Genomic DNA, 19,311 nt, shown 5'->3' on the forward strand with positions numbered 1-19,311 from the left:
TCAAAAAAATGTGTTAAATTTGGTGTTTTTTATAGTTTAAATTTTTTGTGAAGCTTTTTGAATTTATACATTATTGAAAAAAATCTTGATTTTTAAAAAGTAAAAACAGAATTTTAATTATGTTTTGGGTAAAATGAAAAATCTTATGTTTTTTCATTTTTTGTACTTTTTTTATCACTTTTCATAAAATAAAAATAAACAAGGTGTATGAACAACAAAAATCGCGGAATGTTTCTTGAAAAGGTAATCAATGAAACAATTGAATTTTACAATCAAAATGACATTGCAATTTTTCATAAAAAAAATTTAGATATTAGCTTCAAATCTGTAAATAAGGATTTAAATATTACTAATGGGTATATTTTTAGAAAGTCAACAGTTGATTATTATGGAATTTACAAAGGTGTTTTTGTTGCTTTTGAAGCAAAAAGCACAAATGAAAACGCACTTAATTTAAAACAAATTCCTGAACACCAATTAAACTATTTGCGAAAAATAAGAAAGCATTATGGATGTGCGTTTTTTGTAATTTTTTTCAAACAACTTGAAAAATTTTATATTTTAAATGTCGATAAAATTAGTAATCTAAAAAAATCAATTCCTGTGGATTTTGTAAAAAAAGAAGGTTTCGAAATTCAACTAACCTACCCTGGAATCATTGATTTTATTCATTTTATTGATCAAATGCTGTAAGCTGTTAAAATTTGTGAATATTCAAAGCCTCTTTTAAAAAAGAGGTTTTTTTATGTTGAATAACTCAATTCCGGAAAAATTATTTACTTTGAGCGAAAACCAAATTAACAGAATCTTAATAAACTTTCAAAAACATATTCTAGAAGATGGTTGGGTAACAAAATCTGATTTTGTAAAGTTAATAAAGCAAAATTTAGAAGAAAAAAAAATAGATATTTCTGTTGCAAGTGGAATTATAAACGGTTCTGGATTTTTGTTTGAAAACGAATGAGTTCAAATTGATAAAAGTTTTAATTGCTTGAATTTCGCTAAAAATAAATATCAACTTTTAGAGTTTTTTCTCAAAGAAAAAATTAAAGAAGATTCAAATGTTTTAAACAATATTTCCTTGCCCGCAACTAAAGATAATCTTTTTTTATTGAATCGAAAATTTCCTTTTGATTCAAAATATATAAATTTAGAGGGCAGATTAGAAGCATTAGGTAAAGAAACAAAAAAATTTATTATTGACCAGTTAATAAAAACAGTAATCAGTGATTTAGAAATTGATAAAAATAGTAAATTATTTTTTTCATTTTTGGATGAAGCAGAAAATTTCGGAAACTGAAAATCTACCGAGTTAGCGAAAATTGAAGGTATTGAAATTGAAATAAATGAAGATATAAATTTTGTAAAAAAGGAAAATGATAATTTTTTTGATTTTGCTAAATCAAATATAGAAATTGTTAGTAAATTTTTAAAAAACAATAATTCAATTGAGTACATTTTTTCAAAATTTTATGAAAATAAAAAAGAAACTGAATTTGAAAAAAATTATATTTTTGCACTTATTGAATCGTTAAACTAAAAAAAAAAAAAAACTGGAAAAGGTGATATATGAATGCGAATTCAAAAAATCATTGAAAAATAAAAAGTGATTTATCAAGACTAAAACAAAACGAGTTATATCCTCTAATTTTAGAGCATATACCAGATTTTTCTAATTTACCAATTGAAAAAAGCGAAAAGATTCTAATTGAATACTTAGTATCGAACAACAAATTAGATTTAATCCCAAAAACCAATTCTGGATTTATTTACACACCAAGAAATAGCAAATACAGAGATAATATGTTTTCTAATGAAAAGACTCAAAAAATAGTAAAACAATTATCTATGCAAATTATTGATCTTGCCAAAAATAATCCAATCATTGCCGAAAAAATTAAAAATGATGCAATGAGATTTTCGGGTTGAATTGATAAAAATTCATATTTAGGACTGTTAAACGAGTTTAAAAAAAATTTAGATGAACAAAATATCAAGCCTGATTGGTATTTTAAAAATATTCAATATGTTAAAGTCAACAAGGAATTAGATCCAGAAAAAATGTCTAAATCTCAAGAAGGACTAATGTATAGCTTTCTAACACAAGATATTAACTCAATTGAATATCTATATTCTCAGTACGCCCAAGCAAATCAGCTTCTTCAATTTACCAAAATTTTTAATATAGCTGTTAAATCTTACGATAACAAGTCAGCATTAAAACAAGATTTAAATCAAAAGCCGCAAAACGATTTTATTTTCAATACTGAAAAAAATAATACATTAAAAATTAAACATAAAATTTAACAAAGGACAAAAAAATGATGGCAACAATTAATCAAGAAAAATTTGATGTTTTATTTAAAGAAAATCTAATTAAAAATCTAATTAAAAACCATAAAGAAAAATTAATCGAATTTGGTAAAAGTCAAAATATTGATTTTATTTCTGATTTAGAAAGTTTATCAATTGCAAATTTAAATGATCTTTATTCCGAACTTGAACTAACTAAAGAATATTTCAAAATTCAAGTAAAATCTGGCATTTCATTACAATTAGAAAACAACTAAAAATGGCTGGACTTAATAATGAAGTACTTGTGCTTTTTAAAGGGGCATTTAATTCTAAATCTAAAAATCAAAAAATAAGGGCAAAATTTGAAGCTGTGTATTTAACCAAAAATTTTCTAGATTATATTTCTCGCCTTGAAGCTTGCATTGCTGAAGAAAATAATTATTTAGTCGAAAAATTTTGACTAACTGCAGAAGATAAATCAGCAGAAGCGTATACTGCTCATTTAAAATCAATTTTAAAACAACAAGAAGCTGATATTCAAAACGGAGTTAGATTTGAACAAAATTTATTGCAGATTTTGCCTAATAATGAAAGTAAAGTAGTCCCGCTTAACGAAGCCCAAAATATTAAAGTTAGGAAAGAACAAACTGTTTGATCTTATGTTATTAGTTTTAATAATTTTGATCTTTTACACAAAAATCAAATTGCATCATTAGAACAACATGCAAAATACTTAAGCCCAGAAATTAATAAATGATTAAAACTAAATAATTTAAAAGCAAAAGATTTAAATATTTTTGCAGCAGTTAATTATAATACAAACCATCCTCATATTCATTTATGGATTTCTGAAAAACAAAAAACAGTTAAATTTGATCGAAAATTAAGATTTGATAAACGTGAAAGATTTAGATATACGACTAAATTAGCCGAAGGAATTTTAAGAAGCTTATTACCAAAAAAAAATCTTGAACACTTATACGATTTAGTTAAAGAATTGCGTGAAATAAAAACTGAAACCAAAAAGGCAATTGAAGAATTTGAATTGCAAAAAATTAATTTAGACTTTGAGTTAAAAAAAGCAATTATTGACTATTCAGACATTTTTTCTGGAAATCTAAATTTTGCTAATAAAAATTTAATTGGTAAATCTAATAATTTATCAGATTTATTTAATTCAATTAAAAAATCCTTTCAGGAAAAAAATTTTCCTAGTCTTAGTTTTGATAATCTAGAAAAAGATAAAGTTTTAGAATCTAATTCTCAAAAAAGGTCTAAATTTTTTAAATATTTAGACGAATCAAAAAAAGAAACAATCAATTTAATATTCAAAAAAATTATTAATAGTGATTTGAAAACTAAAAATTTAGTTTATCGATTTAATGAAACTATCAGCAAAATTAATGAATATCGAGTAAACCAAGATTTTGAAGTTATTTCTTATTCAAAAACTTTTGTTGAAAAAGAAGAAAAAGAATTTTTTTACCAGAACCGAAATGTTGTATTGAAAAAACTTAATAAAGAACTTGATTTTACTGAAATAAATCGAAAACATATTAAAAATAAAAAAACTAGTTTACCAAAAATTACCAATAAAATTCCAAAACAAAATCAAGGCGCTTATTTTACTTATCAAGAAGATAGAGACAATAAAAAAGATACAAATCTTCTTTATTGATATAAAAGAACAGTAAAAAAAATTGCAGGATAATACAAAATATAATGAAATTAGAACAATTTCCAAAATCATTGCAAAAAATAATTATGGCTATTCTTAGTTTTATAGCTCCGTTTTTAATTTGTTTTGCTATTTGACCTTGAATTTTTGCAAAAAAATTTAGCCCGATTAAAAATATTTTTGTAGCTTACTATAATTTATTTGTTGACTGAAAAGAAATTGTTTGAATTTTTCTAATAGCATTTGTTAGTTCATTTATTTTTTATTTTATTATCATTTTTTTTGAAAAACATAATAAAAAACTTTTCTCAAAAGAGTTAAACAAATCTTTTCTGCTTTTTGATGAAATCGAAAAAATAGGTAGTGAAGAAGAATTTAGAAATTTATTTTTAGTTCAAAAAGAAAAAAATCTAAATACAGCTAAAAAAAGTAAAAATCCAAATCCAGAAAAACCTGGATGAGTAATTAAAACAGTAGATCAAGGGAAAAGTCAAGCTCCACAATTCTTTGTTTCAACAAACTCTCACGCGTTCATTTTAGGCGATACAAGGTCCGGGAAAACACAAAAATTTATTATCCCCACAATCAAATACAACATTCATATTCAAAATCCTGATTTACGGTCGAATTTAATGGTTGTCGATCCGAAAGGCGAATTATTTACATCTTTAAGCGAGGAAATGGAACAGCAAGGATATGAAGTTGTGCTTTTAGACTTCCAAAATTTAGGTAAAAGTCGTGGAATAAATTTTTTAGCACCAATTTGGGATAAATTTCATGAACCATACCAAAATGAAGCCGAAAAATTACAAAATTATGATGTTGCTTCAAACTGACTCCAAAAAAGTATTGAATCAATTCACGAATGGGAAATTGGTGACAAAGATAATTTTTGATCTTCACAAGCAAAAAACATTCTTTATGCTATTGGCTGATACCTGCTTTTATATTCAAATTTAGATAAAGAATTTACTAGGCAAAAATATGTTTATGCTAACTTTATCTATTTTTTATCACTAGATAATTTTACCAATGGATCTTGAATAGAGGTTTGCGAAAAAACCAACGACAAGTTGCTTTATACTTTTTGCCAAGAAACAATTTTACCTTTTATAAAAATTAATCCCGAAACACTAACTTCTATTCTTGCTAATGCTACAAACGCAATGGTAAAATTTAATTCTTTGGGGCTCAAAATGTTTTCGTCTAAAGATGAGACTAGTTTTGATAATCTGGTCCAGCAATCTGATATCCATTTTAAAGATAAATTTAATGGAAAAATTAAACCTTTTGCCGTTTTTATAACTTTTCAGTTAGACTCAAATATTGGCCAAAAAATGATTCCGTCAATTATTAATAATTGCTATTCATCTTTAATTACGATTGCAAGTTCTAAACCAAATCGGAAAAATTTTCGCCCTTTCCTGTTTTTAGGAGATGAATTCGGAAACCTACCAAAAATATGACAAATGGCAACGAAAATGTCTACTGCTGCATCTTATGGAATCTATTTTGGTCTAGTTTTGCAAAATATTCAACAATTAGAAAAATACGGAAAAGAGTCTGATACTATTCTTTCCAATTCGGCACTAAAAATTTATTTTCGTTCCAACGATTTAAAAAGTTTGGAGACTTTTGTTAAATTTGCTGGAAAAAAAGAAGTGATTAAAAAATCTTATTCAACTCCTGAAAAAACCGATAAGGCCAATCAAGGGTCAAGTTCTGAATCACTAGCTGAAGAAAACATTATTAGTGTAAATAAACTGGCACAAATGCCGCCAGATGAAAGTTGAGTTTTCATTACAGGACAAAAACCAATTCACATTAAATCAGATTTTGCTTATCAACTTTGGAAAGCACCCCAAAAAAGTTTGGAAAGCTTCTATTTTGATAAAAAAAGCAATTTTGATTTTGAATTTATTGAATTTCAATTTGAGAATAGTCGCCGCCTTGTAAATGAAAATTTTGCCAGTCCTGAAAAAAAGAATTTATTTGAAAAACAAGAAATAGGAAAAAAAGTCAATGAATATCTGACTGTTTGGAAAAGGTATTTTAAAAGAATTGACTTTGAGAAAAATCGGCAAAATAACGGGTTAAAAAAAATTATTGATGAATTAAAAAATCTAGTTAATATGTCGAGGGCTAACGAAAATAAAGATGATCTAGTTAGCTCTAAAATTGAAAAATTAGAATTTAATCTTTTCTTAAAACAGATTGAAAAAATTGAAAAAGATATTAATTCACTTAATTTAGTTCTAAATTCAAATAATGAATGAGTCGATGATAGTTATAGAAATTCAATTAAAAATCAGATAATAAAAAAAGAAATGCAATTATCTGAACTAAAAAATAGAAAATAAGGAGTTTTAAAATGAATAAAAAATACGATATTGAATACATTAAAAAAGACATTGCAGAAACTAATGACCCAAATCTTGGAAGAACTTTTAACTACTACCAAAGAACTTTTAGCATACAACATAAAGAGAGTATGGGATATTTGCGTGATGAAGAAGCGTTAAACGAAGAAAAAAGAAATAAAGAAGAAATTATAAATAATTTTGCCGAGTTTTTTTATCACCACCCGCAAGCATATTTTTACTACCAACTTCTTGATCCTAATAGTCTTAACACAAAAATGAAAAATCTTAAAAAATAAATGAATCAAAATTCAAAACGGTATTCTTGATTTTGAATTTGGTGAATATGCCAAAAATGATGCCGAGTGTTTGGAAAAAATTTTGTTAAGTAATGAAAAAATTATCAAAGGTCATATTGATACTGCCTATTCGGCATTTTCACGTCTTGAACCTTTATCTAATTTTAATTTAGTCGACAACATTATCCAAAAGAACTGAAAAGATTATCCAAAAATTTATCCACAACTTATTAGGGATATTGATTCAGGGAAGATTAAAACTAAAGAAATTGAACTTTTAAGTTTTGATTTATCAAAAGATAATACTACAAAGCAAGATAAAAAAGAACAAAAAAAACTGAAAATGAAATTGTAAAAGGATTTAAAATGAAAAAATAAAAAAGAGCCAATTAAGGCTCTAAGTAAATACATAAAACCAAATAGCATCTAGAATGACAAAAAAGGATGCTAAATAGACAGAAAGGTGCCCGAAATGGACATAAATAATTATACTATTAAACCCAAAAAAATCAAAAAAAAAGTAAGAAAAATTTTTTGTTCTAACTCATCTTACCTTTTTTACGTTTTTTGGACTATTAGAGATTTTTGATTTAAAAAGAAAGGGGAAAAATGTAGATTTTTAGAAATTAAGCAAATTTTGGAAAAATTACAAACAAATTTTGTGTCTTATAAATGGAATATGAAAACTATTTATAAAGTTGTAAATTATTTAATTCACGAAAATATTATTGAAGCTCAAATAATTAGCAATAAATTAATAATCACTACTGTTCTGGACTTAAAAAAATACTATATTCCTAAAAGAATTCTAGAATTAAGTTCGCTATCGAGAACATTAGTTTCAGCAAATTATTTAAGAATTTATCAGTATTTAAAGAACTTGGCAATTAGCAATTTTAAATCTAGCAAAAATGCAAATGAAATTTTTGAAAGCGAAAATTCTTATGCTTATTTTCAAAATTTAAAATTAGATAAAGAAACAATAATTGCTGGTCTTAAGTGAATTAGAAAAAATAATTTATTAATTGAATTTGAAAATAAAACAATTTCAAAAGAATTTATTAATCATATAAATTTAGATAAAAATAAGTTTTTTAAGGGAATCAAATACCAAAAAGAGTTAATTACTATTAAACTTAAAAATATTGAAAAAGTTTTATATCGGCAAATTAATCAAAAAGTAGTTTCTTTTTATTCCAAAGTTAAATTTATTTGAGAAGTTCAAAAAACGGTTATTAAAAAAATCAAGAAATTTTTTGAGTTTTTTATTAAGAAACCTTGTTATTTGTTGAGAAAAGTAAAATCTGGCTGAATTTATTCTGCCTGTTGGTGCAAAAACAACGGTATTCACTGAGAAATAAACCGCGAGGTGCCAAAATATAAGTCTTTTTATCGGGATAAAAATTTAATTATACGGCGGCAAGGCCAAAGATCTTTTTATAAGTTATTTAATAAATTAAAACACTTTCAAAATTCTTGGTTCTTCAAATTTAAAATTATGCACTAAAAAATGAAAAATCGCCGCGACCTAAGATTTTTTTAACTTGTCTCCAAAAATCGACTTATATATACTTTAGAAAAACTATAAATAGTTTTAATATACAAAATATTGCAAAAGAAAGGGGGTGAAAAATGAAGGAAAAGAAACCAAATGAGAATATTTTATTAGGCAATTTGTTAAATTTGCAAAATTCTAGTATTGAAAATTTAAGTCAGTTAAAATTACAATTACAAAAAGATTTAGATTTACATATTCTAAATGTAAAACAACAAATTGATATTGTAAACCAACTAATTAAAAACAAGCAAAAAAAATAGTAAAAGTAAAAATAAAAAATAGGAAAATATGTACTAATTTCTTATATTTCTTTAAAAAATGAGGTATAATTTATATAAAAATGAACTCAATTGGAATGTTAATTTTAACTCCAATTTCACTTATTTTTTGATTGTCTTTTGGGTATTATTTTTTATTCAAATCTGATAAATTTAAAAAATATTTAAATGCTAGCCCAAGAAGAAGATTGATATTTTTTGGATTCTGACTAATCTTAATTGCTGTGATTATTTTTGGAGTTATTAAAATTTATGTTAATTTCTTTTCCTAGTTTGAAATCAAAAATTAAATATTTATTGATTTTTGCAATTTCAAGTCCTTTGCTTTTAATATCTTGTATAGATCCTTATACTGAGGTGCGAAAGTCTATGACTGATTCGCTTTTGCCCCGTGGAGCAAAATCTTCAATAAATTCCCAAGGTGAAAAACAAGATAAAAAACAAACAGAAAAAGTTTTGGGTTCAGAATTAGAATCAACTTATTCCGATATAATAAACGATTCTTTTTTAGGATTAAATGGGTATAAAAAAAATCCAAAAACTCCGCAAAATTTATACTCTCAAAGTAAAAATTATCTAACCGAAATTGGTGATGCTAGTTTTATTCCCAGTCCTAATAATAAATATGGTCTTTCTAATTATTGATTTTATTATAAATCGCTTGATTTTATGTTAGAAAAAGAAAATGTTAAAAAAGGTACAACAAATTTCAAAGATCAATATTTAAAAAAGGTATCTTATCTTGAAGAAAAAATTAAAAAATATCTATGAGAAAATTTGGCACCGTATAATTCATATAGAAATTTTGACGCCTGAGAAGGTATAATGCAAGATTTTAACAAAAAAACCGGACTTAAAAACCCAAAAGCAGGGTTTGACCAGACGGTATATGGGTATCCAGGATTAAGCAAGTATTGACCAATAGTAGAAAAAGAACTACCAGAAAACGAGCGGGCAAATAAGACTTCGGTGCAAAAACTAATGCTAGTTCACGATTTCATGTTTGGCAATGCTTTTGCAAAACCAGGTCATATGGACGTTTATCGAAACAGTGAAAAATTAATTTCTGAAGATAATGAAAGCAAAAAAATTTGGAATTATATCCGTTTTTTCAGAGACGATTATTATAATCAAATAAACTATAAACCTAGTGCAACTGAAAGACATTGATATTCTTTATTAGAACTAGTCCAAAGGGTGCAAAGGAATTATAAAGGACAATATGCTGCTGGCGAATTAATTCAATCTCTGACAGAATTTGAAAAAAACTTATTAAGCATTAATGATAAAACTAAACCGCTAACCGAGCAAATTGAAACCAAGATTAAACTGCAATTAACAGACATTTTTAGTAAATATATTGCATTTTTCCTTGCAAGCGCTCATACTTCGCTTCGTAAAGATTTAGTTTTTAATATTGATTTAGGTCAAAATGTTGATATGCAATCTCTTGCTGCTGACTTAATTAAGGTCTATAATCAAAAAATTGCTCCTATAATTTGAAAATATAATTCAGAAGTATCAGAGGCTGAAAAAATTAGCCCACTTGTACAAGATCTCGATAATGTCTTTTTAAACGAATATGTTTATCCCCTAATGGGCGGTATTAAGTTTGAAGAATTAGACGAGACAAAAACTGAAGATGGAAAACCTAATCCTTCATCTTTAAAAAAATGAGAAGAATGAAAAGATAATTATAAAGAATTTTATGGTTGAGAATATAAAGAATCAATTCTTTCCCATCCTGCTATTTAAACATTATTGAAAGGAAAAAAATTTAAAATGGAAAATTTCATCTCACTTTTCCAAACAGACAAAATACAAGAAAATCTTAAAAAAGTTCAGGAATCAGTTACAGGCATTTCCAGTGCGGTAATGGGATATGTCCTTATTGGCGTTTCTTCTGTTACGGGCGTGGTTGTTGTTGCTGCGATTATTTGGTTTATTGCACGACTTTTACAAGCAAAATTTGCTGGACCAGAACAAAAAAAAGTTATTTATCGAAATATTAAACAATCTGCTTGAATTTTCGGGGCAATTATTCTTTTGCTAGTTGTTGGTGTCGGAGTCATTGGAGCAATTAATAATCTAACTGGATCGTTTACAAAAGGAATTCAAGATCTCCAAGGAGTCAAACAATAACGTTAAATGTTTTTCGGAATTGTAAATTTAGTTGCTTATGGATTTTTTGCTGCTGGTTGAGGTATTTTTGCTTGACCTTTTATTACTATTTTAAACATTATAACCGAATTATTTGGTTCAATTTCCTTTAATTTACTAAAAAATATATTTTTTGGCAACTCAAAAGAATTTAGTGTTTCTCAAATTCCGGTTGCATTCTGAATCATTACCGGAATTGCAACTGCTTTAATTATTTTTTTAATATTACAAAGACTTGTTCGGAATTTTTTTCTAGCTGGTAAAAGAGATTATGATGCAAGTCTTAAAAATGTTGTTACCAAAACAATTGCCTCTATTCTTTTCCCTATTTTGTTTGTTGTTTTTTTATTTTTCGGATTAGTGATAGTTAGTGCGATTATTAATGTAATAAAAGATTCATTAGGTTATCATAATTCGTTAGTTTCTTCATTTGTCAAGGGCGCGCTGCCGCCGGAGGTGAAAAAAAAATTAAACGATAGTGATTTAAAGTCATTAGCAAGTGGAGGGTTGATTTCCTATGATATTTATTATGATATAGCTTGAGGTGATGGTGTTAAAATTATCTTTTTAATTGCACTATCAACATTAATTACTGCCTGACTCTTAGGTTCCACAGTTATTTCTTTAGTGACCAACATCGCCCAAATGTTCTATCAACTTATTTTATTACCCGTTTTTTCAATTTCGCAAATCAGTGATGAAGGTAAGTTATTTAAAAAATATATGCAAGCATTTTGGGCTAAATTTTGAGTTGTTATTATCTCACAACTTTCTTTTTCTTTTTTCTTTATTTGGGCTGAATTTTCGACAAATCAAGGATGAAATATTGAAATCAAAAGCCAATATGTAGATCAATGAATTTTTAGCTTCTTTTTTTCGTTTCTGATGATTTTAGGCGGCGGAATTGCAATTAAAACAATTTCGCAAGAATTCGCGGGTTACTTTGGCGGTGAAGGGTTTGTCAGAAGCCAACAAGAATGAGCACATAAAACAACTAAAGGAATTGGAATTGCTGCTGGAATGATTGCTGGAACGGGAGTTCTTGCTACCAAGGGATTTAAAAGACTTAAAAAACTAGGTGGATTTCACGATGCGAAAAGCGAGGAAATTAATAATGCATTTAAAAAAGGCGAAATTACCAGAACTCAAAAACGTGAAATGCTAGAAAAATTAAAAGATGAACGAGGAGAGTTAGGCCAAACTTTTCGCCACGGATGAAATAATACTAAATCAAGAAATCCATTAAAAAAAGCCATAGCAGGAGCAAAAGCATATAGAGCCGGAAATGATTTAGGTGTTATTGAAGAAGCAATGTATTTAGGCTCTAAAATGTTATTTCGCCATAATGCTAGAGGAGTTGAAAATAAGGAAACAAAATTATCTAAAAATCAGAAAAAAATGGAAAAAGTTCAAAAAGAAATTAATTTTGAAAATTATAAAAAAGAATATAACCATCCAGATTTTGACCAAAGAAAACTAGATAAAGCAGAAAAGAAAATTACTCGTTTAGTTCAAAAAGAAGGCAAAATCAATCAAAAAATTGATGCCAAAAAAGAAAAAACAAACGAGAGGGCAGAAAATTTTTTAAAGCGCTCGGATGATTTGCATAGAACAGTACAAAGAACTGAAAGACATCCAACTCCACCTGATAAAACTAAAACTCATAAATTAGCCGAGGAATATAAAAATTTTCCAAAAGAAAAAAATAAGGATGAAAATGAAAAAACAAGTCCAGAATAAGCCAATCCAAAAAATTAAGGTAATGTTTTTTAAGAATTTCTCGATTTTCGACCTTTTAGTTTTATTTTCAATACTTGTTTTTTGTCTAGTTTGTTCTTTTGCAATTAATCCACAACTACATTTTTTTTTAAAAATCTTAATTTTCTTTATTCTTTTTTCATTTTTGGCTTTGCCAATGATTTTTCATTTTCCAAAATTTAAAGCAAGGGGATGACAAATCTTATTTTATTGATTTAAGTATATTTCAACACCAAGAAAATATACTTCAGAGACAACAGGGTCAGCAAATTCAAAAAATTTAATCCCTTATCTTTCAATTAAAAAAAATTATATTGAAACAGATGGAGGCTGAATCGGCGCTCTTAAATTAAAAGGAATTGAGATTTTTGCTTATGATGACGACCAACAAAAATCAATTTTGCTCCAGTTTGCAAATATAATTAATAATATCAATCAAAAAATTTCAATTATTAAAATTGCTAAAAAAAATAATATTGAGGAAAATCAAGAATACTTAAAACATAATTTTGATATTTGCACTAGCAATCTTGGCGAAAAAATATGCGATTCATATGAAGAAGACTTAAATCATATTTTTGAAGGTCAAATGAAATTTTCTTATTATTTGGTTGTCCACAATAAAGATAAAAAAGAACTAAATTTTGAAATAAATACATTAAAACAAAAATTAGCTCATATTGAAATTGAAGCTGAAAAATTGAAAATTGGTGAACTACTAAATTTAGCAATTGCTGTTTTAAATCCTTTTGATAAATTTTCAAAAGAAGAAATAGAAAATATGATCGAAAATCCGAGTAGAGAAAATATTCAAAATGCATTTGCTCTATCAGAAATTAAATGAAAACCTACTTATTTCGAATCAATGAACAAATATTTTTCAATTCAAGGTGTTTCCGAGCTACCATTAGAACTACCCCCATATTGAGCTAATAGTTTTTTTAATAGCCAATCAAATATTGTCTGACATATTCAAAAATTATCGGATAGAGAAAAGGATAAAATTCTAAATCGAGCATACTCAATTCTTTCTTTAAATTCAGAAGAAACAAGTGCAAGTGTAATTAATCGAAGAAAAAACGAACTGGAGCAGCAAGCAATTGAAAATGTAGTTGATGTAGCAGCAACTGGTCAAAATATCTTTTTTTCAACATTCTTATTTATAAATCAAGCAAATTCAAAACAGGAACTTAAAGATATTGAACGGGAAAACGAGCAAATTGTAAAAAATTCTGGTTCAGTTATTCATACATTAATTTTTAATCAATTAAATGCTTATGTTAATTCCTTTTTTAAATATTTTGATACTCTAAAAGAGCGAATTGAAATGCCAGCAAACAACATAGCTTGGGGGTTTCCTTTTTCCACAAGAGAATTTAACGACCAGAATTATAATATTTTAGGAACTAATTTTTCTGATAACACCCCGCTATTTTTTGATCAGTTTTACCAAAAAGGTAGAAGAAAAAACTCAAATCTTTTTATTTTAGGCACAAGCGGCAGTGGGAAAACCACAATTACTAAAAAAATAATTACTTATAACTTAGCAGTTGACAACTCGGTAATTGTTTTGGACCCACAAAATGAGTATTCTAAACTTGGTAAAAAAATGAATGCTAATATAATTCACTTAAATTCTAGCGGTCTAACTATTTTTAATCCGCTACAGATTAAAAAAACTTTTAATCCTAATTCAGTCGAATGCGAAGAAAATTTTTTAAATTCAGATTTAATTGCGCTTCATATTTCCAAACTTGAAACATTTTTTAGAATAATTTTTCCTAGTCTAAAAAACGTTCATTTTATCGCAATTTTAAATTCCTTAAAAATCTTATATCAAAGTTTTGGATTTTTTGAGATTAAAGATAAAGATATAACAAAACTGGAAAATGAAGAATATCCAATAATTTCTGATTTAATTGAAACTATTAAAAAAACTGAATTTGATTATTTATCTGGTAATGACAAAAAAGTTTTAATTGCTAGTTTTGAAACTGATTTTGGCGAATATTCAATTCTCGGGCGAATGTTTAATGATGTTTCTAATACAAACGAAATTAACACTAAATTTAGTATTTTTAATGTCGCTGCTCTAATGAACCTCGAAAAAAGAGTCTATCAAGCAGCGTTTTTCCTTGCCCTTTCATTTATTCAAGGCCAGATTTCTGAATTTTATTTAGAATCTAATCGCAAAATTGTTTTAGTGGTTGATGAAGGTCATAAATTTATTGATGAGTCTAATTTATTTGCTCTTAATTTCTTGTTTGATACTGCCAAAACCATCCGAAAATACAATGGTTCTTTGATAATAACAACACAAAATCCGGGTGATTTTGCGATTAGCGGTGAAGCTGCTCGAAAATCAGAAGCAATTATCGAAAACTGTCAGTATTCAATATTTTTTAATTTAAAATCCAAAGATATTGAAAAAATTAATCTACTTTATCGAAATGTTGGTGGGCTTTCCGAAGAAGAAAAAGAATTTATTAATTTATCCCAAATTGGGGATCTGTTATTAACAATTAATACTGTTGATAGATTTAAATTAAGTTCTTATTATAACAATGTTGAAAAAGAGTTATTTTTTGATAAAGGAGATCGATTAAATGAATAAGAATAAGAAAAAGAAAAATGAACACGAATTAAAACCAAAAATTAAAACTAGTAATAGAGCGGCATTATTTTTACAATTTACAAAACCAGAAGAAGCAAGATTAATAGATGATTTAAAACTTAAAATTCTCAAAGATGGCCGAAAACCTACAATGGTTATTAAAGATTTTTTAGTAGAAATTTTACAAAAAGAAAATTTTCAAAAATCTTTTGCAGAAGTGAAAAACGATGTTTTTTATTCATTTCGAAAGGCGTCTTATATTTCCCAAATTCCTTTTTATTTAAAAGTAGAAGAATTCCGCAAAGAAAATGAGTTAATGATTGAGCTTCTTAATAAAAAAATTAATCTTTTAATTAATCTTTTATACGAGCTAACAAAAAAAGACATTGCTGAATTTTCTCCAAACGATACCGAAAATTTTTATTATTTCCAAAAACTCGAAGATGACATTAATCTTAAGATAACCCATTTAAAATCAAAAAATGCAAGTCGCAAACGTGAAATGGAAGTTTTTTATTCTAACTTTAAAAATTATGACCAACAAGATAGTTAAAAATGATTTTACAGGAGAACAATAATGAAAAAAATTTTCCAAAAAATTTTACCAATTTTAGTATTTTCAAGTTCGGTTTTTTTTAATTTATCGGCGGTGGTCGAGCCTAATTATATAAGAAAAGAACAATGAGATAGCGAATATGTGCCAATTAATAATAAAGTTCATGTTGAACAAGAATATGATGTTGATATTGATTTAAAAAATTCAAATAAAGCTTGAGAAATCGAAATATACGCAAATTCCGGTTACTATAATCCTGGATCACTTAGTAATCAGCAGAAAACAGTGATTAAACTAGATAGTGATTGATTTAGTAGATCAGAATATGCTTTAAATAACCATAATTATTCTGGTTATACCCGTTACAAACAACAAATAATAAAAATAGAAGATGGGGTTTATAATTCAAGCAAAACGAATAGAATAAATTATAATAACTTTGTCCACAAGTTTAACGATATAAATTTTAAAAAAAGTATCTATGAAGATGATTTTTTTTCGCTTTTAAGCGTATATATCCAAACTGGCGATTATTCAAAAAAATATGATATATTTTCAAGTAATAATTTTAAAAAAGGAGTTAAAGAAAAATTAATTGATTTTTTTGCAAGTCTAAAAAATTCTAGCAATTTTAGACTGAATAACTTTCAACTTAATTTTCAATATACAGTTAAAAATAGCAAAATCACTAAAATTAAAACGATTGCTTCTGCTGATTTTTCAGCACAAGAAGAAGTAATTTCTAAAAACGAAAAAATTGATAAACTAAACAAATATCTTGCAAGCATTTCAAATTCTTTCGAATCCCGTTTTAATAACAAATTTTCAATTCCAACAGATACTGGGTCTGAAAAAGGCATTAATGCCCCAGAACCAACAGAAAATCAGGACTTAAAATCAAATAAAACTTATTTTCATAATTTAGTTAATGAATGATTTGATAAAATTAAAACCGAAAATGATGATAGTTATAATGCTAGTTTTTGGTATAACTATAATTCTGCGGGCAATCCTTTTAAGGCTTACATTAAATTCAGTCATCCACTTGATAAACAAATTTGACAATATGAACTTTCAAATAATATGAAAGTTGAATGACTTCCAACTGAGCATTTACGAAAGAAGGAATTTGCTGACAGACTCAAATTTATCCCTTCACAAATTTATAAGTATTCCGATTCTTATCGCGGGCTTTACCGAGAACAAGACCAAAAAAAAGATATTACTGAGCAAGACGAAGAAGCTAAAAAATTAAAAGAAGAATCTTCAAAACAAAGTGGAAATAATAAAAATTCAACTTATGGGGGTAAATTTGAATTTTTAGGCGATGTTGGTGTTCAATTTTCCGGCAATAAAGAAGAATCAGAAATAATGTATATAAATGATAAACCGGTCGATGTTTTAAATTCGAATTTTTCAACTATTCTTGAAGATTTAAGATTAGAAGATAAAGAAAAAGGAGGCGCTAATGTTTACAAAATTGAAATTAAAAAATTTAAACGCGATAATAACTCAAAGGAAAATAAGGAAATTGAGAAAACTTATCGCGTTGATATAGTTGTAAAATCAATTGTAAGTGTTTTAGATGGTAAATGATTTGCATGAGACCCAGAAAAAAATAAAGATCAAAAACAATTAATAAGTCCAACAATGCTCGATTCTGATGGAAAGGAAGTAAAAGATAGTGATAATAACCCAATTCAGAATCCAAATTACGATCCTTTTATTGACCCAAAAACAGGAACAAAAAAACAATTAATTTGAGTTAATTCAGACAGTGATTTATTTGATAATTCAATATTTTACCCTGATAGTTCATTATCACAAAAAGGGTTTATTGCTGAAGCTAGTGTTGTTGGTAAAGGGGTAAATTTAGTTTTTGCCAAAAATTTTGAAAAAGATCAAGCATTAATCAAGAGATATGCAATTGATAAAAATCAAAGAAGTAAATTTTCTCTTGCAAACAATATCACCTATTTTTCTTCAAGTCCAGGCAGTTCACAAGGCGAAGAAATCAATATTTATAATAATCAAAATAACTATTTTTCCAAAGAAGGAATGTGACTATACCGGACTGGATTCAAGGAAAGTGATAGTAAAAATAAAGGTCAAAATGGATTTAAAATTTTTCTTGTGGGTGATAATGATAATAAAAAATTATTTACCGATTTAGTTGATAATTCAGCGTTTGTGCCATTTTGAGCGAGTCCAGCAGGACAAAATTTATCAACTTATTTGAGAATAATTAGAAAATTTAGTCAAGAAAAAATTAATAAATTACCTTATGAAGCGATTATGTCATATTGGAAATCATATATTAATTACAAATTGGATCAAGGTGAAATTATCGACCCAGTTCAGGCAGAGCTAGAAAAAAAATTAGATAAAAGTCTTGAAGAATATTTAAAAAAGAATGAGGTTGGCACTAATAAAAAAATTAATCTCGATTTAGACATTGGAAATTTGGCAAAAGTTTTATCAGATAATCAAAAAAAAGCATTAAATTTTGATACTAACTCTAATAAAATCAAGGTGGAATTTGAATTAAAATTAAATCAGAATAATAAATATATTTTTGAATTAATTAAATCTCAAGATTTAAATTTAAATAAAAGTTTTCAATTTTTAGGTCTAAAACCGGACAGCATAGTTGAAAAAGAAAAAAAGGGAAAAACCGAAATTGATTTAAAAGAAAATATTGAAAAGGGTATTGAACAATTATTAAAAGAAAATCCAAATGCTAGTCAAAAAGAATTACAAGATTTAATTTCTAACAATTTAAGCAGTTGAATAAACAACCCAAATATTTATTCAATTTTTAAACACAAAAATAATTCTAAATTTGAATTTGAATTTGGCAGTTTTGATAAAAATTTATATTTAAACAAAAATAAATTTGAATTTGATATAAATTCATTGCAAGAAAAAGCAAAGAGAAATCAAAATGTTTTTGACCAACTTCCTGAAAAAATAATAAACTTAAAAGGTATAACCGATCCAGAAAAAGGGCTTGAATATATAAAAAATCAAATCAAAGATTTGTCAAAAAATAAATTAATTTTTAATAAAGATTTTAAATTTTCGTCAACAGATAATTTATTAAAAAACAATCAAATTTTTAGACCACAAAAAGGAAATTCAAATAATTTAGATTTAGCAACTTCAATTAAATTAGGTCTTGAAGGAATAAAGCTACCCGGTTTTTCAAGACTAAAAATTGTAAATGTTGTGCCTAACATTAATTTGCCAAAAATAAAAGATTTATCTTCAATTAATTTAGGAACTATTAAAATTAACGGGAAAACAGATGAAGAAATTGCATCTCAATTATTTAATAATCTTAATTTTGAATTAGGGAAATATAATTTAAATTTACAAGATTATTTTAAAGATCTAGACTTTAATAGTTTTTTGGAAAAATTTAAAACTAATAAATTATCAGAATTTAAATTAGAGCCAAGTAATTTTCTAACTAATGGAGCTCTAAATTTTAAAGTTGATAATTCTGCTTTTGATTTTGCTTTGGGCAAAGGTTTTCAATTTGATAGTAATTCTAGCAATGTTGAGAGTTCAGATTCGAAATTATGGATTATCCCAATCGTTTTAATCACAATAATAAGTTTAGGGATTGGAGGAATTTTTATCTATCGGCGGAAAATTAAAAGATATAATAGTTAGTTATTTTGTTTTTGTTGTTAAAAAAATATCCGAATCAATTCGGATTTTTTAATTTTTTTAAATAGATTAAATGTAAA

General features: G+C 26.3%; 16 protein-coding genes. All 16 read left to right on the plus strand.

The genetic code is table 4. From position 1 onward, the window contains the following. Positions 1-207 precede the first annotated feature (207 nt). The 16 genes from recU (at position 208) to IM807_RS03950 (ending at position 19,234) form a co-directional block, all read left to right on the plus strand. Positions 208-693: a Holliday junction resolvase RecU gene (gene recU, locus IM807_RS02890; protein ID WP_196363036.1), complete on the plus strand. Its 486-nt coding sequence runs from the start codon at positions 208-210 to the stop codon at positions 691-693. A 52-nt stretch (positions 694-745) separates the two neighbouring features. Next, positions 746-1,540: a hypothetical protein gene (locus IM807_RS02895; protein WP_196363037.1), complete on the plus strand. Its 795-nt coding sequence runs from the start codon at positions 746-748 to the stop codon at positions 1,538-1,540. A gap of 29 nt (positions 1,541-1,569) precedes the next feature. Beyond that, the gene (locus tag IM807_RS02900) at positions 1,570-2,307 is read left to right on the plus strand and encodes a hypothetical protein (protein WP_196363038.1); all 738 of its coding nucleotides are present in this window, start codon (positions 1,570-1,572) and stop codon (positions 2,305-2,307) included. Positions 2,308-2,321: 14 nt separating this feature from the next. After that, positions 2,322-2,570 carry a hypothetical protein gene (locus tag IM807_RS02905; protein ID WP_230861174.1) on the plus strand — a complete coding sequence of 83 codons (249 nt, stop codon included), beginning with the start codon at positions 2,322-2,324 and terminating at the stop codon, positions 2,568-2,570. Positions 2,571-2,572: 2 nt separating this feature from the next. Next, complete coding sequence (locus tag IM807_RS02910; protein WP_196363039.1) at positions 2,573-4,006, plus strand: hypothetical protein; 1,434 nt, start codon at positions 2,573-2,575, stop codon at positions 4,004-4,006. Between the two features lie 11 nt (positions 4,007-4,017). After that, positions 4,018-6,333 carry a type IV secretory system conjugative DNA transfer family protein gene (locus IM807_RS04405; protein WP_196363040.1) on the plus strand — a complete coding sequence of 772 codons (2,316 nt, stop codon included), beginning with the start codon at positions 4,018-4,020 and terminating at the stop codon, positions 6,331-6,333. Positions 6,334-6,344: 11 nt separating this feature from the next. Continuing rightward, positions 6,345-6,632 (plus strand): hypothetical protein, encoded by a 288-nt coding sequence (locus IM807_RS02920; protein WP_196363041.1) that lies wholly within the window; start codon positions 6,345-6,347, stop codon positions 6,630-6,632. Next, on the plus strand, positions 6,586-6,987 hold the full coding sequence (locus IM807_RS02925; protein WP_196363042.1) for a hypothetical protein: 402 nt from the start codon (positions 6,586-6,588) through the stop codon (positions 6,985-6,987). Before IM807_RS02920 ends, IM807_RS02925 begins: the two co-directional genes overlap by 47 nt. Before the next feature lie 324 nt (positions 6,988-7,311). Then, positions 7,312-8,139 carry a hypothetical protein gene (locus tag IM807_RS02930; RefSeq protein WP_230861175.1) on the plus strand — a complete coding sequence of 276 codons (828 nt, stop codon included), beginning with the start codon at positions 7,312-7,314 and terminating at the stop codon, positions 8,137-8,139. Positions 8,140-8,264: 125 nt separating this feature from the next. Then, positions 8,265-8,450, plus strand: coding sequence for a hypothetical protein (locus tag IM807_RS02935; RefSeq protein WP_196363043.1), 186 nt, complete (start codon positions 8,265-8,267; stop codon positions 8,448-8,450). Positions 8,451-8,837: 387 nt separating this feature from the next. Further along, complete coding sequence (locus IM807_RS02940) at positions 8,838-10,223, plus strand: hypothetical protein (RefSeq protein WP_230861176.1); 1,386 nt, start codon at positions 8,838-8,840, stop codon at positions 10,221-10,223. Positions 10,224-10,250: 27 nt separating this feature from the next. After that, positions 10,251-10,610 carry a hypothetical protein gene (locus tag IM807_RS02945; RefSeq protein WP_196363044.1) on the plus strand — a complete coding sequence of 120 codons (360 nt, stop codon included), beginning with the start codon at positions 10,251-10,253 and terminating at the stop codon, positions 10,608-10,610. 6 nt (positions 10,611-10,616) lie between these two features. Beyond that, the gene (locus IM807_RS02950) at positions 10,617-12,368 is read left to right on the plus strand and encodes an Mbov_0396 family ICE element transmembrane protein (protein ID WP_230861177.1); all 1,752 of its coding nucleotides are present in this window, start codon (positions 10,617-10,619) and stop codon (positions 12,366-12,368) included. Beyond that, positions 12,346-15,000, plus strand: coding sequence for an Mbov_0397 family ICE element conjugal transfer ATPase (locus IM807_RS04410; protein ID WP_196363045.1), 2,655 nt, complete (start codon positions 12,346-12,348; stop codon positions 14,998-15,000). The genes IM807_RS02950 and IM807_RS04410 overlap by 23 nt, the downstream gene beginning before the upstream one ends. Next, entirely contained in the window at positions 14,993-15,553 is a 561-nt protein-coding gene (locus IM807_RS02960; protein WP_230861178.1) for an Mbov_0398 family ICE element protein, read from the plus strand. The genes IM807_RS04410 and IM807_RS02960 overlap by 8 nt, the downstream gene beginning before the upstream one ends. A gap of 24 nt (positions 15,554-15,577) precedes the next feature. Then, on the plus strand, positions 15,578-19,234 hold the full coding sequence (locus tag IM807_RS03950; protein WP_230861179.1) for an Mbov_0399 family ICE element protein: 3,657 nt from the start codon (positions 15,578-15,580) through the stop codon (positions 19,232-19,234). Positions 19,235-19,311 lie beyond the last annotated feature (77 nt).

It is taken from the genome of Mycoplasma sp. 'Moose RK' (genome assembly GCF_015708155.1).
GTDB lineage: Bacteria > Bacillota_I > Bacilli_A > Mycoplasmatales > Metamycoplasmataceae > Mesomycoplasma.